Source organism: Streptosporangium sp. NPDC023825, from assembly GCF_040639575.1.
Classification (GTDB): Bacteria; Actinomycetota; Actinomycetes; order Streptosporangiales; family Streptosporangiaceae; genus Streptosporangium.
The window spans coordinates 13500-30888 of sequence record NZ_JBFAAE010000057.1 but is presented as its reverse complement, the minus strand read 5'-3'; the positions used below and the strand labels follow the sequence as shown (position 1 = coordinate 30888).

The 17389-nt window shown below is 72.3% G+C and carries 18 protein-coding genes, 1 tRNA gene and 1 pseudogene; 12 read left to right on the top strand and 8 right to left on the bottom strand.

The features are described from left to right. Nucleotides 1-15 precede the first annotated feature (15 nt). The 3 genes from AB0G15_RS34170 to AB0G15_RS34160 all read right to left on the bottom strand — a co-directional run bounded on the left by AB0G15_RS34170 (nt 16) and on the right by AB0G15_RS34160 (nt 3322). Nucleotides 16-1002, bottom strand: coding sequence for a YafY family protein (locus AB0G15_RS34170; protein WP_362847945.1), 987 nt, complete (start codon nt 1000-1002; stop codon nt 16-18). A 305-nt stretch (nt 1003-1307) separates the two neighbouring features. Then, the gene (locus tag AB0G15_RS34165) at nt 1308-2648 is read right to left on the bottom strand and encodes an ATP-binding protein (protein ID WP_362847942.1); all 1341 of its coding nucleotides are present in this window, start codon (nt 2646-2648) and stop codon (nt 1308-1310) included. Then, nucleotides 2645-3322, bottom strand: a complete 678-nt coding sequence (locus tag AB0G15_RS34160) for a response regulator transcription factor (protein WP_362847939.1) — start codon at nt 3320-3322, stop codon at nt 2645-2647. Before AB0G15_RS34160 ends, AB0G15_RS34165 begins: the two co-directional genes overlap by 4 nt. A 50-nt stretch (nt 3323-3372) precedes the next feature. Between AB0G15_RS34160 and AB0G15_RS34155 the strand changes: the two genes are divergently transcribed. After that, nucleotides 3373-4062, top strand: a complete 690-nt coding sequence (locus tag AB0G15_RS34155; protein WP_362847936.1) for a hypothetical protein — start codon at nt 3373-3375, stop codon at nt 4060-4062. Between the two features lie 110 nt (nt 4063-4172). Here AB0G15_RS34155 and AB0G15_RS34150 read toward each other — a convergent pair. Beyond that, nucleotides 4173-4658: pseudogene (locus AB0G15_RS34150) on the bottom strand (DUF523 domain-containing protein); the annotation flags it as partial. Between the two features lie 86 nt (nt 4659-4744). On the opposite strand from AB0G15_RS34150, the gene AB0G15_RS34145 reads away from it, so the two are divergent. The 5 genes from AB0G15_RS34145 (at nt 4745) to AB0G15_RS34125 (ending at nt 8822) form a co-directional block, all read left to right on the top strand. Further along, on the top strand, nt 4745-5107 hold the full coding sequence (locus tag AB0G15_RS34145) for a hypothetical protein (protein WP_362847933.1): 363 nt from the start codon (nt 4745-4747) through the stop codon (nt 5105-5107). Next, nucleotides 5104-5484, top strand: coding sequence for a hypothetical protein (locus AB0G15_RS34140; RefSeq protein WP_362847930.1), 381 nt, complete (start codon nt 5104-5106; stop codon nt 5482-5484). The genes AB0G15_RS34145 and AB0G15_RS34140 overlap by 4 nt, the downstream gene beginning before the upstream one ends. A 62-nt stretch (nt 5485-5546) precedes the next feature. After that, complete coding sequence (locus tag AB0G15_RS34135; protein WP_362847927.1) at nt 5547-6236, top strand: SRPBCC family protein; 690 nt, start codon at nt 5547-5549, stop codon at nt 6234-6236. A 385-nt stretch (nt 6237-6621) separates the two neighbouring features. Next, nucleotides 6622-7851: an MFS transporter gene (locus tag AB0G15_RS34130; protein WP_362847924.1), complete on the top strand. Its 1230-nt coding sequence runs from the start codon at nt 6622-6624 to the stop codon at nt 7849-7851. Nucleotides 7852-7919: 68 nt separating this feature from the next. Further along, entirely contained in the window at nt 7920-8822 is a 903-nt protein-coding gene (locus AB0G15_RS34125; RefSeq protein WP_362847921.1) for a metal-dependent hydrolase, read from the top strand. A gap of 101 nt (nt 8823-8923) precedes the next feature. Here the strand turns inward: AB0G15_RS34125 and AB0G15_RS34120 are convergent, their stop codons facing one another. Beyond that, nucleotides 8924-10108: an NAD(P)-binding protein gene (locus AB0G15_RS34120; RefSeq protein ID WP_362847917.1), complete on the bottom strand. Its 1185-nt coding sequence runs from the start codon at nt 10106-10108 to the stop codon at nt 8924-8926. A gap of 63 nt (nt 10109-10171) precedes the next feature. Then, nucleotides 10172-11056 carry an RNA polymerase sigma factor SigJ gene (sigJ, locus tag AB0G15_RS34115; RefSeq protein ID WP_362847915.1) on the bottom strand — a complete coding sequence of 295 codons (885 nt, stop codon included), beginning with the start codon at nt 11054-11056 and terminating at the stop codon, nt 10172-10174. A 109-nt stretch (nt 11057-11165) separates the two neighbouring features. On the opposite strand from sigJ, the gene AB0G15_RS34110 reads away from it, so the two are divergent. Further along, a complete protein-coding gene (locus AB0G15_RS34110; RefSeq protein ID WP_362847913.1) occupies nt 11166-12596 on the top strand; it encodes an MFS transporter in 1431 nt (476 codons plus the stop codon). Between the two features lie 19 nt (nt 12597-12615). Further along, nucleotides 12616-12688, top strand: a tRNA-Ala gene (locus tag AB0G15_RS34105). 311 nt (nt 12689-12999) lie between these two features. Here the strand turns inward: AB0G15_RS34105 and AB0G15_RS34100 are convergent. Continuing rightward, nucleotides 13000-13497 (bottom strand): hypothetical protein, encoded by a 498-nt coding sequence (locus tag AB0G15_RS34100; RefSeq protein ID WP_362847910.1) that lies wholly within the window; start codon nt 13495-13497, stop codon nt 13000-13002. Nucleotides 13498-13720: 223 nt separating this feature from the next. Between AB0G15_RS34100 and AB0G15_RS34095 the strand changes: the two genes are divergently transcribed. The 3 genes from AB0G15_RS34095 (at nt 13721) to AB0G15_RS34085 (ending at nt 15445) form a co-directional block, all read left to right on the top strand. Beyond that, on the top strand, nt 13721-14665 hold the full coding sequence (locus AB0G15_RS34095) for a YegS/Rv2252/BmrU family lipid kinase (protein ID WP_362847907.1): 945 nt from the start codon (nt 13721-13723) through the stop codon (nt 14663-14665). Between the two features lie 157 nt (nt 14666-14822). After that, nucleotides 14823-15011 carry a hypothetical protein gene (locus AB0G15_RS34090; RefSeq protein ID WP_362847905.1) on the top strand — a complete coding sequence of 63 codons (189 nt, stop codon included), beginning with the start codon at nt 14823-14825 and terminating at the stop codon, nt 15009-15011. An 11-nt stretch (nt 15012-15022) separates the two neighbouring features. Then, entirely contained in the window at nt 15023-15445 is a 423-nt protein-coding gene (locus AB0G15_RS34085; RefSeq protein ID WP_362847902.1) for an SRPBCC family protein, read from the top strand. A gap of 196 nt (nt 15446-15641) precedes the next feature. On the opposite strand, the gene AB0G15_RS34080 is transcribed toward AB0G15_RS34085, so the two are convergent. Continuing rightward, on the bottom strand, nt 15642-16463 hold the full coding sequence (locus tag AB0G15_RS34080) for a MerR family transcriptional regulator (protein ID WP_362847899.1): 822 nt from the start codon (nt 16461-16463) through the stop codon (nt 15642-15644). Nucleotides 16464-16639: 176 nt separating this feature from the next. Here AB0G15_RS34080 and AB0G15_RS34075 point away from each other — a divergent pair, with 176 nt between their 5' ends. Beyond that, nucleotides 16640-17380: a methyltransferase domain-containing protein gene (locus AB0G15_RS34075; RefSeq protein ID WP_362847896.1), complete on the top strand. Its 741-nt coding sequence runs from the start codon at nt 16640-16642 to the stop codon at nt 17378-17380. Nucleotides 17381-17389: the final 9 nt, after the last annotated feature.

Below are 17389 nucleotides of genomic sequence, written 5' to 3'. Positions count from 1 at the left end.
CGGGAACGGCCGTGGTCACCCGGTTCCGGGCCGGTCGTAGATCCCGGCCACCGCCCGCGCGGTCTCCGCGACGAGGTCGCGCAGCTCCGCCGGGGCGACGACCTCCAGATCCGCGCCGAAGCGCAGGAACTCCGCCAGCGCGTGCTGCGGGGACTCGACCGGGACCGTGAGCCGCGTCCAGCCCTCGTGGTCCGGGGCTTCCGCGGTGGCCTCGGCGGCGCGCAGGACGGCCGGGCGGACCATGTCCGCCAGCCGCTCCATGCCGAACGGCGAGAGCCGGATGACGGCCTCGTCCCGCAGGAGCCGTGCCTCGAACTCCTCCAGGGCGCCGTTCCAGTGGGCGGCGAGATCGAAACCGGCGGGCCGCTCGAACGACTCCCGGAGCGCGGGCGGTTCCAGGATCTGCGAGACCCGGTAGGAGCGCACGTGCTCGCCGCCGCGCGCGACGAGATACCAGCGGCCCGCCTTGAGGACCAGCCCGTACGGCTCCAGCGTGCGGACCACGTCCTGGGGGGCCCTCCAGCGGTGGTAGCGGATCTCCAGGCGGCGCTCGTTCCAGACGGCGTCGGCCACCGCCGCCAGGTGCGGGGTCTCGTCGGCGCCGTGGTACCAGCCGGGGGCGTCGAGGTGGAAGCGCTCGCGGATCCGCCCGGCCCTGTCCCTGAGCTCGGCCGGGAGCGCCGCCATCAGCTTGAGCCCCGCGGCCGTCACCACCGGGCCCAGGCCGAGCTCCGCGGCGGGACCCGGCATCCCCGCCAGGAACAGCGACTCCGCCTCGCCCGCGGTCAGCCCGGTGAGGCGGGTACGGTAACCGTCGAGCAGCCGGTAACCGCCGGAGGGGCCCGCGTCGCCGTACAGCGGCACGCCGGCGGAGTGGAGCGAGTCCACGTCGCGGTAGACGGTCCGGACCGAGACCTCGAGTTCGGCCGCGAGTTCCCGGGCGGTCATCCTGCCGCGGGTCTGCAGGAGCATCAGCAGGGAGATGAGACGGCTCGCGCGCATGTCACAAATTATCCGGCGAGGGTGTGGAAATGGATTCCCGGCTCGCCCTTGCCGCGCCGGCCGCGCCTCCTCCGTCTGGATGCGAGGCCGGCACGGTAGGGCGAGCCGGGAACCATGGACGCGGGTGACGTCCGCGCTCCTCTCCATGATCGATCAGTCGGAGGAGGGAAACAGCTCGTTTTAGCCTTACTTAAGGTGGGTTTACGGATGACCTAACCAACGCCCGGGTGGCCCTTCCCCCAGTCCCCCGGGCCCCGTACCGGCGTACGGCGTGCTCCTCGGCCCGGCGGCCCGGAACGGGTCTCTCAGCGCGCCGCGTTCCTGCGCGGCCAGCGGCCGCCGACCAGGCGCCGGGCGGTACGCGGGGGCCTGTCGTGCCGGTCGGTGCGGAACCAGAGCTGGACCCTGGCGCCGCCGAGGGAGGAGGCGTCGATCCGCAGCGTGCCGCCCGAGGACTCCGCGAGCCTGCGGGCGATGTCCAGGCCGAGCCCGGTGGATCCCGCCCCGCTGGCCCCGCGCCGCAGCGCCGCCTCGGGATCGGGGATGCCGGGACCGGCGTCGGCGATCAGCATGCCGACGGTGCCCGCGCCCTGGTGCAGGGTCACCGTGAACGCCGTGCCCTCGGGGGTGTGCCGGAAGACGTTGCCGAGCAGGGCGTCCAGCACGGCGCTGAGCTCGGCGGCCGCGACCGGGACGCGCGCGGGGGCCGAGGCGCCGATCAGCTCCCACGGGCGCCGCTGGTCCTCGGCGAGCGCGGACCAGAAGGTCAGCCGTTCGCGCAGCACCTCGGCGGCGTCGCAGTGCACGAGTTCCGGTGCGCGGGAGGGCTGCCTGGCCGCCGCGATGATCTGGTCCACCTCGACCTCCAGGCGGCCCAGCGCGCTCCTGCTCTGCTCGGCCTCGGGTCCCAGGTGGTCCAGGCTGAGCCGGAGCGCGGTGAGGGGGGTGCGCAGGCGGTGCGACAGGTCGGCGGCCATCTCCCGTTCGGCGGCCAGCAGCTGGGTCACGCGGTCGGCCATGCTGTTGAACGCCTCGCCGGCCGCGACCAGCTCGGGCGGGCCCTCGGGCTCGATGCGGACACTGAGGTCCCCGGCGCCCAGGGCGCTCGCCGCCCGGCCCAGCCGCCGGGCCGAGCGCACCACGCGTACCCCCAGCCGGTCGCCGACCAGCAGCGACCCGGCGACGAGCACCGCCGCCACCCCGCTCAGCACCGCCCACGACGAGGCGACGCCCCGGGTGAGGTCCGCCGACGGGATGAAGATCTCGATGACCACGGTCCTGCCTCCGTCCAGGGCGACGGGGCGCAGCAGGAGGTAGCCGGTGTCCATCTCCGCGGTGATGGCCCGGGTGAGCCGGGAGGCCGCGGCCACGGTCTCGGCGGGGGCCCTGACGGTGCCGGCCGAGCCGCCGCCGGGCAGGTGGACCGCGATCCGGTCCCGCGCGCCGGTGCTGAGCAGCGCGTGGGTCAGCCGGTCCGGATCGACGGTGATGGCCAGCACCGGGACCAGCGCCGACGCCTGCCGCTCCGCCTCGGCCATGGCCCGGCCGTGAGCGATCTCCCTGACGATGAGCCCGAGCGGTATCAGGAAGGCCAGGGCGACCATCGAGGTTCCCGCGACGGTGAGCAGGGCCAGGGTCCGCCTCACGGCGGTGTGATCAGCATGACCCCCACGCCGCGCACGGTGTGCAGGTAGCGGGGGGAGGAGGCGCTCTCGCCGAGCTTGCGCCGCAGCCAGGACAGGTGGACGTCGATCGTCTGGTCGTCCCCGTAGGACTGCTGCCACACCTCGGTGAGCAGTTCCTTGCGGGAGACCACCCGGTCGGCGCGGGCGGCGAGGTAGGCGAGAAGGTCGAACTCGCGCCTGGTGAGGGTGAGCGGGGCGCCGTCCAGCCCGGCCTCGCGCCGGTTGAGGTCCACCGACAGCGCGCCGACGCACAGTACCGAGGGCGGGGTCGCACTCCGCGCCCGGCGCAGCACGGCGTCCAGACGGGCGTTCAGATGGTCGCCGGAAAACGGCTTGACCAGGTAGTCGTCGGCTCCCGCCTGGAGCAGGCGGACGATCTCCGCCTCGTTGTCCCTGGCCGTGGCCACGATGACCGGCACGCTGGAGACGCTGCGGACCATCTTGAGCGCCTCCGCCCCGTCCAGGTCGGGCAGGCCGAGGTCGAGGACCACCGCGTCCGGGGGGTTCTGGGTGATCTCCCTCAGCGCGTCGAGGGCACGCCCCGCGCTGCGCACGGCGTGCTGGCGCCTGCTGAGTTCCTGGATGATCGCGGATCGTACGTACTCGTCGTCTTCGACCACTAGAACCGTCGCCATGCCACGTAACGGTAGTGAACAGTGAGACATATGGCGTAATAATTCACGACATGCGTCAGACGCTGGGATTCATAGCGGTGTGGTGCGGGGCCACCGTCCTGGCGATCTCGGTCGCCTGGTTCGGCGTCCGCGACGTGCTCCGCAGCGAGGTCTTCGACGACGCGAGCATCGAACCGCTGAACGCCGCCATCGGCCGTACGGGAGACTCGACGCTCCCGCCGGGAGCGCCCACGGGGCCGCAGGCCGTCGGCACGCCGATCGCCTCCTCCGCCGCGCCCGGCCGGACCTCGGCGCCCCGTCCCACCTCGTCCGCGCGGGACGCCGCCGGGCCCCGGCCGGACCGCTCCCCGTCGAGGACCGCCGCGACGCCGGTACGCGCGCGGGAGAGCGGGCTCTCCCGTCCCGGGCCGTCGGCGTCCCCGTCCCGGTCACCGTCCAGGCCCGCCGCGACCCAGGCCGCCCCCGCCCCCTCGTCGTCCGCCGCGCCCAAGGCGACGGCCACCAGGACGCAGTCGATCTCCACCGAGAACCTGCGCGTGGTGAACGTCAAGGGCGGTTCGGTCTCGTTCGCCATCGAGGACGGCGTGTGCCGCCTGATCGCCGCCGCTCCCAACGCGGGCTACGAGGCCAAGGTCGCCTCGGCCACCGGCTGGATCCGGGTCGACCTCGTCCAGGGACAGCACGGCTCGGCGGTCTTCTGCATCGGAGGGGAGAACCGCACCGACCTGTGGGAGTACTAGAACCGGTCCGCGGGAGCGCCGGGATCGCGGGGGTGCTCCTCGGAGGGGCCGGGGTGCCGGTCGCCGGGATCGCGGGGGCGTTCCTCGCGCGGGTCCGGGGTCCGGTCGCCGAGTTCGCGCAGGCGCGCGGCGGCCTCGGCGACGCGGTCCTCGCCGAAGACCGCGACGCCGTGCCGTTCCAGCAGGGCGGTGGTGACCCCGTGGCCGGGCACCCGCCTGCCGCCGAAGGCGCCGTCGTAAACGGTCAGGCTGCCGCAGGAGGGGCTGCCCTCCTTCAGGATCGCCACCCTCGCACCGTGGGCCCGCGCGGCGGCGAGCGCCGCCCGCGCGCCGGCCAGGAAGGCCTCCGTGACGTCGGCGCCCCCGGCGGTCAGCACCCGGGCCGTCCCGGCCAGCACCGCCTCGCCCCCGGCTCCGCCCTCGATCTCCGCGGCCGGGCGCGGGACGGGCAGGCCGCCCTCGACCTCGGGGCAGAACGGGACGAGCCGCCCCTCCCGCCGCCACGCGGCCAGCAGCGCGTCGCCGCTCGTCTTGGCGGCCCCGTCGTAACGGACCCTCCGCCCCATCAGGCAGGCACTGACCAGGATCCTCTCCACGGCCCCAGAGTACGTGGCGCGGCGCGGGGGGCGAGGGGGCCGGGCAGTACCCTTCTGCCCATGCTTCTCGATGTCCTGAGGTCGCGATGATCGGCCCGCTCGCGACCGGACTGATCCTGCTGTCGCTGCTGGTCGGGATCTTCGGCCTCGTCAGCACGGCGAGGAACCGGGCGATGGGGAGAACGCTCCTCGTCGCGCTCGGGGTGTTGGAACTCGGCCTGCTCGTCCAGGCCGGGTTCGTGATCGCCGCGCTGGTGAGGGGCGAGGGGCCCGCGGAGACGGCCACGCTCGTCGGCTACCTGGTGGGCAGCCTGGTGATCCCGCCGGCGGCGGCGTTCTGGGGGGTCGGCGAGCGCTCGCGCTGGGGTCCGGCGGTGATCGCGGTGGCGGGCTTCGCGATTCCCGGCATGGTCGGGCGGATGCTCCAGGTCTGGCAGGGACTGCCGTGAGCGAGCCGGCGATCGGCACCGGGCCCGGACGCGCGCTGGTGGCGCTCTACGGGGTGTTCGCCCTCGCCGCGGGAGCCCGCGCCGCCGTGCAGATCGCCACCCGGTTCCATGAGGCCCCGCTGGCCTACTCGCTGTCGGCGTTCGCCGCCGCCGTCTACGTCGTGCTCACCGTGGCGCTGGCCAGGGGGAACAGGACCCTGGCACTGGTCGCCTGCGGTGTCGAGCTGGCCGGGGTGCTCGTCGTGGGCACGCTCAGCATGGCCGACCCCGAGGCCTTCCCTCGTGCCACGGTTTGGTCGGGTTATGGAAGTGGATACCTATTTATCCCACTTGTTCTTCCTGTCCTGGGGCTTTACTGGCTTTTGCGGCGCCGCTAGTTAGGCCCGCATCCCATCGGGCATGTGTGCCTCCCGAACCGAACCACAAGGGAGGCACGGTCATGAGCTCGATTGAACAGTCCGTCGACGTCAACGTCCCGATCCGGACCGCGTACAACCAGTGGACCCAGTTCGAGAGCTTTCCCGAGTTCATGGAAGGCGTCGAGTCGGTCAAGCAGTTGAGCGACACGCGTACGGCCTGGGTCGTCGAGATCGCGGGGGTCCACCGGGAGTTCGAGGCGGAGATCACCGAGCAGCACCCGGACGAGCGGGTTGCCTGGAAGTCGGTCGAGCGGCCGCACCAGGCGGGCGTGGTGACCTTCCACCACCTCGGCCCCGAGACCACCCGGGTCACGTTGCAGATGGAGTACGACCCCGAGGGGTTCGTCGAGACCGTGGGTGACTGGCTGCAGATCGTCCGCCTGCGCGTCCGCGGCGACATGGAGCGTTTCAAGACCTTCATCGAGTCGCGCGGCGGCGAGACCGGCGCGTGGCGCGGCGACGTGCCCGCCCCGCACGAGCGCGGCGACGCCGGTGACGGGAGGCTGGGCGACCGGGACCTGGATGAGCCCCGTACCGGGACGGGAGGCGGCTACGGCCTCGACGACGCCGTGCCCTCACCGCCCCCGCGCACGGTGGGCCAGTCCTACCCGTCGGACCCGGGGCTGCCCCCGCCCGGTGGCACGCCGCTGCCCCCGGCCGGTCGCGGGCTCGGCGAGGAGCCGCCGCCCTCCCCGGGGCCGCGCATCTGACGCCCGCCCGCCGGGGCCGCCCGCCCGAAGCCCCGCCGCCCTGACCGGGCGGTGATCCTCGTTCGCGACGCGCGCCCCGGCGCCGGCCGGCCCCGGACCGCGCGCCCGGCGCAGGCGCGCCCGGTGTCGCCGCCCCGGCGTCCGGTGCCCGAACCGTCCGGGATTCCGGGCGTCCGGAGGCCGGGGAGCCGCACCGGTGCGTAAGAGAGCCGGGTCACGTTCTGTAAACAGGGACGTGGCCCGGCTTTCACGTTGTCAGCGATTCGCGCCGGTTGCGATCCGGCGCATGCGGTCAGGAACAAATCAAGGTTTCGCTCCTGTTACAGTCGGGGTCAGCCAATCATCCTACGATTGGATGAAATCACTGAGGAGGACTGGAACCAGCATGAGCGTGCTCACCCATCAGACCAGGGGCCGCACCGGTGGAACGACAGGCTCCCTCGCCTGGTTGCTCGTGCTGGGAATCGTTCTCGCGGCGCTGAACCTGCGCACCGCCGTCACGAGCGTCGGGCCGGTTCTCGACCAGATCACCTCTGGTCTCGGCATGACCGCCGTCGGAGCCGGGTTGCTCACAACGCTCCCCGTGCTCATCTTCGCCTCGGTCGGCGCGGTCACCCCCGCGCTGGCCAGGAAGGTCGGAGAGCACCGCCTGCTGCTCTTCGCCCTGATCGTCCTCGGCGCGGGCCTGCTCATCCGATCGATGGTGGGCTCGGCCGAGGTCTTCCTCTACAGCAGCGCCCTGGCGCTGTCGGGCGGTGCGGTGGGCAACGTGCTCATCCCCAGCCTGATCAAGCGCCACTTCCCCGGCCGGGCCGGGACCATGACCACCGTCTACACCACCGCCCTCGCGGTGGGCACGATGCTCGCGGCCGCCGCGACCGTGCCCATCCAGCGGGCCACCGACGGCAACTGGCACGTTGCCCTCGGGGTGTGGGGGGCGTTCGCCGCCGTCGCCGCCATTCCGTGGCTTGCGCTCTCGCGCAGTGAGCCGGAGCGGCACGGAGCGAGCGGGGGAACGGGTGCCCGCGCCCTGCTCCGCAGCAGGCTGGCCTGGGCGGTCGCCGCCTACTTCGGCACCCAGAGCATGGTCGCCTACATCATGTTCGGCTTCCTGCCGAAGATGCTCACCGACGGCGGTTACACCACCTCGCAGGCGGGTCTGGTGCTGGGCGTCTTCACCGCGATCGGCATCCCGGTCTCGCTCGTCGTGCCCTCGATCGCGTCGAGGTTCTCCGACCAGAGGCCCGTGGTGGTCGCCTTCGTCCTCTTCTACACCGCCGGTTTCCTCGGCCTCTGGCTCGGGCCCTCCGCCCTGGCCTGGGCCTTCGCCAGCCTGGTCGGCATCGGCATGGGGTCGTTCCCGCTCGCGCTGACCATGCTCGCCATGCGCACCCGCACCCCCGAGGCGACGGCCGCGCTGTCGGCCTTCGGGCAGAGCACCGGATACCTCATCGCGGGTGCCGGGCCCCTGGTCGTCGGCGTCATGCACGAGTCGAGCGGCGGCTGGACGCTGCCGTTCCTGCTGCTGTTCGCGGTGGTCGCCGCCCAGCTCGTGGCCGGCTGGTACGCGGGCCGTCCGGGCTACCTGGAGGACGAGCGGGCCCTCGCGCGCTGATCCACCCTGAACCGGTACGGCTTGCGCCCCTGCGGGGGCGGCGCAAGCCGTACCGGCATAATGGGTCGATGCCCATCACGGACTCGACACGGGTCACCTACCCGGGCGGGGAGGTCAGGGGGAGTTCGGCCGTCGTCGCCACCGTGCCGGTCGGGGACGGGTACGGGACCATCGTGGCCGAGACCCCTTTCCACCCGCTGGACCACACCTGGCCCGACCAGCCGGCCGACGCGGGGACCATCGGCGGGCTCGCGGTGACCGACTGCGTGACCGGAGCCGTGGCCGAGGGCGAGGAGACCGTCCATCTGGGCGCGGACATCCCGGTGCGCCGGGGTACCCCCGGCTGGCACTGGCTGGTCGTCCACGTCACCGCCGAACCCGTCGCGGACGGCGGGCTCGCCGGCGACGGCCTCACCGCCGCCGGGCCCGGCGGCGAGGTCGAGCTGGTGGTCGACGCCGCGGGCCGCCGCGCGCTCTCGGCGGGACACACCGCCTGCCACCTCGCCGCGCTCGCGCTCAACGCGGCGCTGGCCGGACGGTGGCGCAAGGAGGTGCCGGCCGACGGGCTGGGCCATCCCGACTTCGACCAGACCGCCATCGCCTCCTCGCGGATCCTGCCCGGCGGCAGCCACGACGTCTACCGGCTGGGCAAGTCGTTGCGCCGCAAGGGGTTCGTCACCGAAGGACTGGCCGAGGAACTCCCGGAGATCGCCCGCCTGGCCGGCGACCGGCTCACGGCGTGGATCGCGGCCGGCGCCGCCGTCAGGATCGACGTCCCTGGCCCGGAGCTGACCGCCCGGCGCACCTGGCACTGCGCCCTGCCCGAGGCCGAGGTCTCCATCCCGTGCGGGGGGACGCACCTGTCGAGCACCGCCGAGCTCGGCACGATCTCCGTGACCCTGGACCTGTCCGCCGACGGCTCCGAGCTGACCATGCGCACCACCACCGGTCCGTACGCCGGCGGTTCGTAGGACGCGGGGCGTCGGGCGGCCGCTCCCACCGCTCCCGGTGAACGACTGCCCGGTCACGTGGTGACGCGGTGACGCGGTGACGCGGTGACGCGGCCACGCCGTCAGGCGCGGCTTCGAGCGGCGCCCGCCCCGGAGACGGCTCGCAGGGCGGCCTTCGCCGCGATCAGGGCGCTGTGCGAGGAGACCTCGCTGAGCAGGCCGGGAGCCGCCACCGCGTCACCGATCAGCCAGACGCCGTCCCCCCGGCCGATCGCGGGCCGATCCCGCCAGGTGGCTCCCGGCAGGTCCAGGGCACCGGTGCGGCCGTTGCACGCGGCCTCCTGCCGCCAGGTCGTCCGCTCCCGCCAGCCGGGAAGCCCGAGATCGGCCACCCGCTCCGCCCTGGAGATCGCCTCCGCCTTCGTCTCGCCCGGCCTGACCGGCATCTGCAGCTGGCAGAGGCTGTGCCCGTCCGGGGCGAGCGAGGGGTCCGGCAGGCTGTACCGCTCCATGAAACCTCCCTCGTCCAGGTCGGAGACGAGGAAGAGGTCGCCGGCGCTCGCGCGGACGCCGAGGTCGAGCAGGACGGCCCTGCCGCTCTCCCAGCGCAGCGACTCGTCGCCGAGCAGCGTCCTGGCGGCGTCCAGCGAGGTCGCCACGATCACGGGGGCACCCTCGGGCAGGCGGTCCACCCGCGAGCCGGTCTCGATCCGCACGCCCAGGCCGCGCGCGTGGACGGCCATCCGGTCGATCACCCGTCCCCAGCCGCCGGTGACGTAGCGCGGTGCCGGATACCTCGGCGCGGTCGCCCGCAGCGCCCGCTCCCAGACGAACGCCGCCGACAGCCGCCCGGGGTCCGCGTCATAGGTGATCACGCCGACCAGCCCGGCGACGGCCCGCATGCCCTCCTCGCCGAAACGACGGGTGGCCCAGGTCCCGAAGTCCTCGTCCACCGGTGCCCGCAGCCGCCGCCCGGCGAGCGCCTTCAGCAGAGACCAGGGCGGCAGGCCCGACAGCCGGCCGCCGTGGCGGAACCTGCTCCTGGCGAGCATGCCCGGCGCGAGCCTGGTGTACGGCCGGACCAGCCCCCTGGCCGCCAGCCAGCGCCACGGCTCGCCGTCGGAGTAGAAGACGTGGGTGCCCTGATTGGCGACGTACGGCGCGGCGGTGCTGCGGGCCCGGCCGCCCAGCTCCCGGTGCGCCTCGTGGAGGGTGACCCGTGCGCCGCCCTCGGCGCACGCGATGGCCGCGGTGAGGCCGGCGAGCCCGCCGCCGACGATGCTGATCTGTCGCGTCTCTCGTGTCATGCCCGTACGACGGATCGAAGGACGCCGTTCGTGACATCCCCGCCCGGTCTTCTCCGGGGGAGGTCACAGACGGGAGAGCTTCTCCGGGTTCGTCACCAGGAAGACGGTCCTGATCAGACCGTCCTCGACCACCAGGGAGAACACCGTGACCGGCCGGCCGTCCGCGGTCACCACCACGGCCGGTCCGCCGTTCACCTCCGCGATCTCCACGCCGAAGCCGGAGACCGGTCCGGCGCCGATGCTCTCCATGAAGGCCCGAGGGCGGTCCCCGGACGTGATCGAGGACAGGAAACGCGCCACCCTGCCCGCGCCGGTGATGGTCCGCAGCGGGGCCTTAGCCTTGCCTCCGCCGTCGCTGACCAGCGACGCGTCCTCGGCGAGCATCGCGGTCAGCGCCCCCAGGTCACCGCCCACGGCCGCCTCGGCGAACCGCTCGGTGAGCCTGCGCCGCAGCCCCCGGTCCACCTCGAACCTCGGTCTGCCCTCCTGGACGTGCTCCCTGCCGCGCCGGGCGAGCTGCCGGGTCGCCGCCTCGCTGCGCTCGATCACCTCGCCGATCTCCGCGTACGGCATGCCGAACGCCTCCCGCAGCACGAACACCGCGCGCTCCAGCGGGGACAGGGTCTCCAGCACCACGAGCAGCGCGAGCTCCACCGAGCCGGCCAGCTCGGCGTGCTCGGCCACGTCCGGGGTGACGATCAGCTCCGGCAGCCACGACCCGACGTAGGCCTCACGCCGGGCCCTCACCCGCCGCAGCCGGTCGATGGAGAGCCGCGTCACGACCCTGACCAGGTAGGCCCGGTCGTCCTCCACCCGGGAGACGTCCACTCCCGACCAGCGCAGCCACGCCTCCTGGACGACGTCCTCGGCGTCGGTCACGCTGCCCAGGATCCGGTAGGCGACCCCGGTGAGCAGGTCGCGGTGCTCTTCGAAACGCTCAACGGCCATAGGGAGACAGACGTATCACGGCGCCCCGGTGTGACACGACCCGGTAAACGGTTGTTTACAGCGACCCTCTACCATGCGAGGGCGGAAGTCGACAGCGGAGGAGCGGGCAGTGACGGGAACGACCCTTGCCGAACCGGGCGCCACGCGGCAGGGCGGGCATCTCTGGCTGACCCTGGTGGCGCTCTCCATGGCCGGGATGGTCGTCTCCGTCCAGCAGACCGTGGTCATCCCGCTGCTGCCCCGGCTGATGGTCACCTTCGGCGCGTCGGTGGCCGAGGTCACCTGGGTCTTCACCGCCTCGCTGCTCGCCGCCGCGGTGGCCACGCCACTGCTGTCGCGCCTCGGCGACATGTACGGCAAGAAGCGGATGATCCTGTTCACCGTCGGCCTGCTCGTCCTGGGCTCGGTGGTCTGCGCGCTGTCCGAAACCCTCCCCGTGCTGATCGCCGGGCGGGCCCTGCAGGGGGCGTCGGCCGCGCTGATCCCGCTGGCCATCGGCATGATCAAGGACGGTTTCCCGCCCGCCAGGGTGATGACGGCCATCGGGGTGGTCAGCGCCACCATGGGCGTCGGCGGCAGCCTCGGCATGATCGTCACCGGCCTGATCGCCGACCGCACCCCCAGCCACCACCCGGTCTTCTGGATCACCGCGGGACTCGCGGCGGCCGCGATCGTCCTCATCGCGCTCAGCGCCCACGACGGCGGGGCCGGCGCCGGCGGCCGCCCCGACCTCGTCGGCGCGGCGCTGCTGTCGGTCTGGCTCGTCTGCCTGCTGCTGGCGATCTCCAAGGGCAACGACTGGGGATGGGGCTCGGGAACCGTCGTCGGGCTGTTCGCGGGCGCGGTCCTGTTCTGCGCCGTCTGGGTCTTCAGCCAGATGCGGCTCCGGGCGCCGATGATCCGGTTGCACCTGCTCGTCGGCCGCCGGTCCCTGCCGGCCAACCTGGCCTCGATGCTCCTGGGCTTCGCCATGTTCGGCTCCTTCACCCTGATCTCCAGCTTCATCCAGACGCCCCCGTCCGCCGGTTACGGCTTCGGCGGGTCGGTCCTCGACGTCGGCGTCTACGCCCTGCCCAGCACCGTGACCATGCTCCTCGCCTCCTTCATGGCGGGCCGCCTCTCCACCCGGCTCGGCCCCGCCTACTCCCTCGCCCTCGGCGCCGGCCTGTGCGCGGCCGGATTCGGCTGGTTCACCTTCTTCAACGACTCGGTGCTCCATCTGATCGGCTCCAACGCCGTGCAGGGGCTGGGATTCGGCATCGGCTACGCCGCGCTGGGGGCGCTGGCCGTGCAGCACGTGCCCATGGACCAGAGCGGCATCGCCAGCGGCATCAACTCCCTGGTCCGCTCCATCGGCGGCAGCGTCTCCGGGGCCGCGACCTCGGCCCTCCTCACCTCCGTCACCATCGCCGGGACCTCCGTCCCCTCCCGCGACGCGTACGTGATCTCCTTCGGCATCATCACCGCGAGCGCGGTGGGCTCCGCCGTCGTCGCGCTCGTGACCGGAATGAAGGCGCGAGGACTGTCCCGAGTCGGTTAGGATTTCATCTGCATCGCAAGGGGCTATGGCGCAGCTGGTAGCGCGCCTCCATGGCATGGAGGAGGTCTGGGGTTCGAATCCCCATAGCTCCACTTCGGTGACTGGGGTCCGCTGTTCGCAGGCATAGCCTGCTTCCCGCGGGCCCCTTCGTCGTCTCTGCCGGGGGGGCGACCCCCCGAGCCCCCCGGGGTGGGGGCTTCGCCCCCACGCCCCCCGCTTCGCTTCGCTCAGGGGCTGTCTCGGTGGGCTGGGCGGTTTCGGAATCCGCGGGTCTGAGGCTCGCGTCCAAGCCCACCGGGATCGTTTTCGCGTCGGGCGGACGAGAGAACCGCTGACCGGCGCTCCTGACGGCTGGAGCGGGCCGGGCAGGGCGACGAACAGGAACCACGACCCAGGGGCCGGATCAGTCGTCGGAGGCGACGACGACGGTCAGGGAGTCCTCGTTCCGGTCGATCAGGACGAGTTCGTGGAACTCGCCGAGAATCCATCCCAGGTCGTCGTCGCGGGCCGCCTCGTCGAGGTCGCGGAGGCGGTAGCGGGAGGTGGCCGCGCGGATCAGCGGGTAGACCTCGGCCTCCAGATCGTGGGCGATCGTCTCGGGGAGGTCGGCGTACCTGCCGGCCCAGGTGCGGATCGTGGCGCAGGCGGCCTCCTGGCCGACCTTCTCGAACGAGGCGGCGGAGAGCGCGTCGAGGCGGTAGGGGCCGTGCACCGGTCCGCCGTCCTTCCAGGAGTCGGAGCCCAGGTAGTCGTCCCGGTACAGCTGGTGGGAGAGCAGCGCGGTGAGCAGCGGTTCGTCGTCCTGCGGGGTGGCGAGGCGGAAGTGCTTCACATCCACCCAGCGGTAGGTCCCGTCCTTGAAGTTGACCAGGGTGGTCGAGGCGAACGCCAGTTGCTCCATAGGTGTGACGATAGTGACTCCCGGGATCCGTTCCTCACCGATTGGCCGAACTGGCGGAGCGCTCGGGAAACGGAGGAAACGGGGCGCGAGCTGGGCGCGCGCGGCGGGGGCGTCCGTTCCCGGAGCGAGGGGGCGACGTTTGCCGCCCCGGGGTGAGGGCAGCCGTCGAGGTATCCGACGCGGTGCTGTTCGACGTATCCGACGTGGTGTTACAGGAGGTCAGATGCTGCCCCGGAAGCAGAAGGTCGGCACGGTCGCGGTGATCGCCCACCAGAGGAAGACGTTCGGCGGAGGGCTGGACGAGCTGCGCAGGCTCCTCGCCGACGAGGGGGTCGGCAAGCTGCTCTGGTACGAGGTGCCCAAGAGCAAGAAGGCACCGAAGAAGGCGAAGAAGGCGTTGAAGGAAGGGGCCGACCTGGTCCTGGTGTGGGGCGGCGACGGCATGGTGCAGCGCTGCGTGGACACGCTCGCGGGCTCCGGCGTCACGGTCGGCATCCTTCCCGCAGGAACGGCGAACCTCTTCGCGCAGAACCTGGGCATTCCCGAGGACCTGCCCAAGGCCGTGCACATCGCCTTCCACGGCGAGAGCCGGAAGCTGGATCTCGGCAAGGTCAACGGGGAGCACTTCGCCGTCATGGCCGGGGTCGGATTCGACGCGGCGATGATCGAGGACGCCGACCGGGGACTGAAGGACCGCCTGGGGCGCGTGGCGTACGTCTGGACGGGGCTGCGCCACGTCCGGGGGGAGCTCGTGCAGATGGAGGTCAAGATCGACGGTGTGACGTGGTTCGAGGGCGAGGCGAGCTGCCTGCTGCTGGGCAACGTCGGCACCATCACCGGCGGCATCGAGGCGTTCGACGACGCGCGTCCCGACGACGGATGGCTGGAGATCGGCGTGACCACCGCGACGGGGCCGATCCAGTGGGCCCGCGTGCTCGGCCGGATGAGCGTGGGGCGGTCCGACGAGTCGCCGTTCGTCCGGATGTCCCGGGCACGCAAGGTGACCGCCACGTTCGCCACCCCCATGACCTACGAACTGGACGGCGGCGCCAAGGGCACCGTCACCGAGCTCAAGGCCAAGGTCGTGCCCGGCGGCATCACCATCCGTGTTCCCGACTCCACCGACTCCACCGACGCCACTGACGCCACTGACTCCGACCAGGCGTGATCCCGGCGCCGGCTCTGATCGGCCGTGATCGCGGGTCACCGCGCACGGCCGGTGCGCCGGGTGCGGGCACGACCGCCGGGCCGACCCCGAAAACCCTTTTTAGTTACTATTCATGACAAATGTGGATTAGATATGGTTTGTCGACTAATTTCGCTTAATGGGAAAGAGCAGGTCGATGGCCGGTGACCGCTGGACCGAGGTCGAGGTCCCCGGCCGGTCACGGCGGGTCGTGACCGTCACCGGTTCCGGCACCGGTCCCCGTCCGGAGGCCGCCCAGGTGCTCGCCGTCCAGGCCCGCCCACGGGCGGCGTCCGAGCGGCTGACGGGGATCGTGTACGGCCTGTGATCGAGTTGAGCGTGTCGATCGACATAGACCGTCCCGCGGCCGAGATATGGCGGATCGTCGCCGACTTCGGCCAGGATCCCCGGTGGCGTGCGGGCGTGACCACGATGGCGCCCGACCCGCCGGGTCTCGTCGTCCCGGGCACCACCACCGACGAGACCATGCGTTTCGCCGGACGCGGCTTCTACATCAGCGGCCTGGTGACGTCGGTGGTGCCCGGCAGGGAGTTCCTCTGGCGGGGGACGTCGGGGATCGACGTCGAGGGCGGCAGGTCGGTCGTGCCCCTGAACGACGACCGGTGCCGGGTGACCATGTGGTTCCGGCTCAAGCTCCCCGGCCTGCTGCGCCTGCGCGCTCCCATGCTCGAACGCATGCTCAGGCGCAAGTTCGAGCAGAACGTCCGCCGCCTCGGCGACCTGGTCACCACGGACGCGTGATGTCGCCCGCGGGTGGCGGTCGCCCCTCGCGGTCGTCGTCCGTGTTCACCGCGGCGACCGGTTCGTTGTCCGTGTTCACAGCTGTGACCGCGTTCGTCGTCCGTGGTTACAGCTGCGACCGCGTTCGTTGCCCGTGTTCACAGCTGTGACCGCGTTCGTGTGGACGCGGTCCGTGGCGTCGCCGCCCGCCTGGTCCTCAGGCCCGCGTCACCGTCATCTGCAGTTCGGTCACCCAGTTGTCGTGGTCGCCCGCGGGGCAGTCGATGGAGACCTCCCTGGCCAGCCCGACACCGCGGTAGCCGTGCTCGTCGATCCAGTGGGCCAGAGTCTGGAACGTCGGCCCCACCTGCTCCATCGAACCGCGGTGGATGATCGTGGCGGCCTGCTCGATCTCCGGCAGGTCCACGACCGCGAAGTCGTGCTCGTCGCCCGTCTCCGCGGCGACCTCCAGCCCGGCGTGCACGGTCACCCGGCCGTCGGCCTCGGCCTCGTAGCGGGCGATGCCGTATCCGGTGACCTTCACGCCGGCGGCGTCGACGCGCCGGCACAGGTCGGCGAAGAGCGGCTGGATGACGGGGCCGATGTCCTCGCCGTCGTAGCCGGCCGCGACGGCGGTGAGCTCCGCCACGCGCGTCGAGGGGATCGGCTTGAGAAGAACCTCTTCGGGGTGCATGTGACCTTCCTTGATGATCGTCGCGAGCCGTACCTCCACCCGGACGAGCCGGGCCGTGTCCGCCGCGATCCGCTCCTCCAGCTCGGCGCGGCGCAGCCGCAGCATCCCGTACAGCTCCGCGGCGTCGACCCGCTCGTCCAGGATCAAGCCGATCTGGCGCAGGGTGAGACCGAGGTCCTTCAGGGCGATGACGCGGTTGAGCCGCGACAGCTGGTCGGCCCGGTAGAAGCGGTGTCCGCCGGCCGGGTCGACATGGGCGGGCCGGAGCAGGCCGATCGCGTCGTAGTGCCGCAACATGCGCACCGACACCTGGCCGAGCTGGGAGAACTCTCCGATACTGAACATGGTGCTCTCAGGTATAGGGGCTGACACCGTGTCAGCCGCAACCCCCGGATCCCGTCTCCGTCGAGTCGCCTCAGCGCGCGTCCCCCGTCCTCGCCCGGTCGCGCTCCCGTGGGCCGGCAGGGGGCGCGGCGATAACCGGTTGTCCGGCGGCTCCCCGCCGGGTGAACATGGCGGCCATGTCACTGCGCTTTCACGAGATCGCCGAGGGCGGCCATCGCATCCTCAACCCGTTCACCCACGACAAGCTGGCGCTGCTCGGCGAGGTCGCCAGGCTCCGGCCGGGCACACACTTGCTGGACCTGTGCTGCGGCAAGGCGGAGATGCTCTGCCAGTGGTCGCTCGGACACGGGATCAAGGGGGTCGGCGTCGACATCAGCGACGTCTTCCTCGACGCGGCGCGGGCCAGGGCCGAGGAGCTCGGGGTGGCCGATCGCGTCCGCCTGGAGAAGGGCGACGCCGGGGCCTACCGGGCGCAGGCGGGGGCGTTCGACGTCGTGTCCTGCCTCGGGGCGACCTGGATCGGCGGCGGACTGGAGGGAACGGTCAAGCTGATGCTCCCCGCGCTGAAGGACGACGGGATCCTCCTCGTCGGCGAGCCGTACTGGAGTTCCGAGCCGCCCGTCGGGGCGTACGAGTCGCTCGGCTTCGGCCCGGACGACTTCACCTCGCTGGCGGGGACGTTCGACCGGTTCGAGGCGGCGGGGGTCGAGGTGCTGGAGATGGTCCTCGCCGACCAGGACAGCTGGGACCGCTACATGGCGAGCCAGTGGTGGACGCTGAGCGACTGGTTGCGCGACAATCCCGAGGACCCCGATGCCGGGGGAGTGCGCGACTTCCTGGAGCGCTCGCGCCGCTCGCACGTCGAGTACGGCAGGCGATACCTCGGCTGGGGGGTCTTCGTGGCGCGCCGCCGTTGACGGCTACTG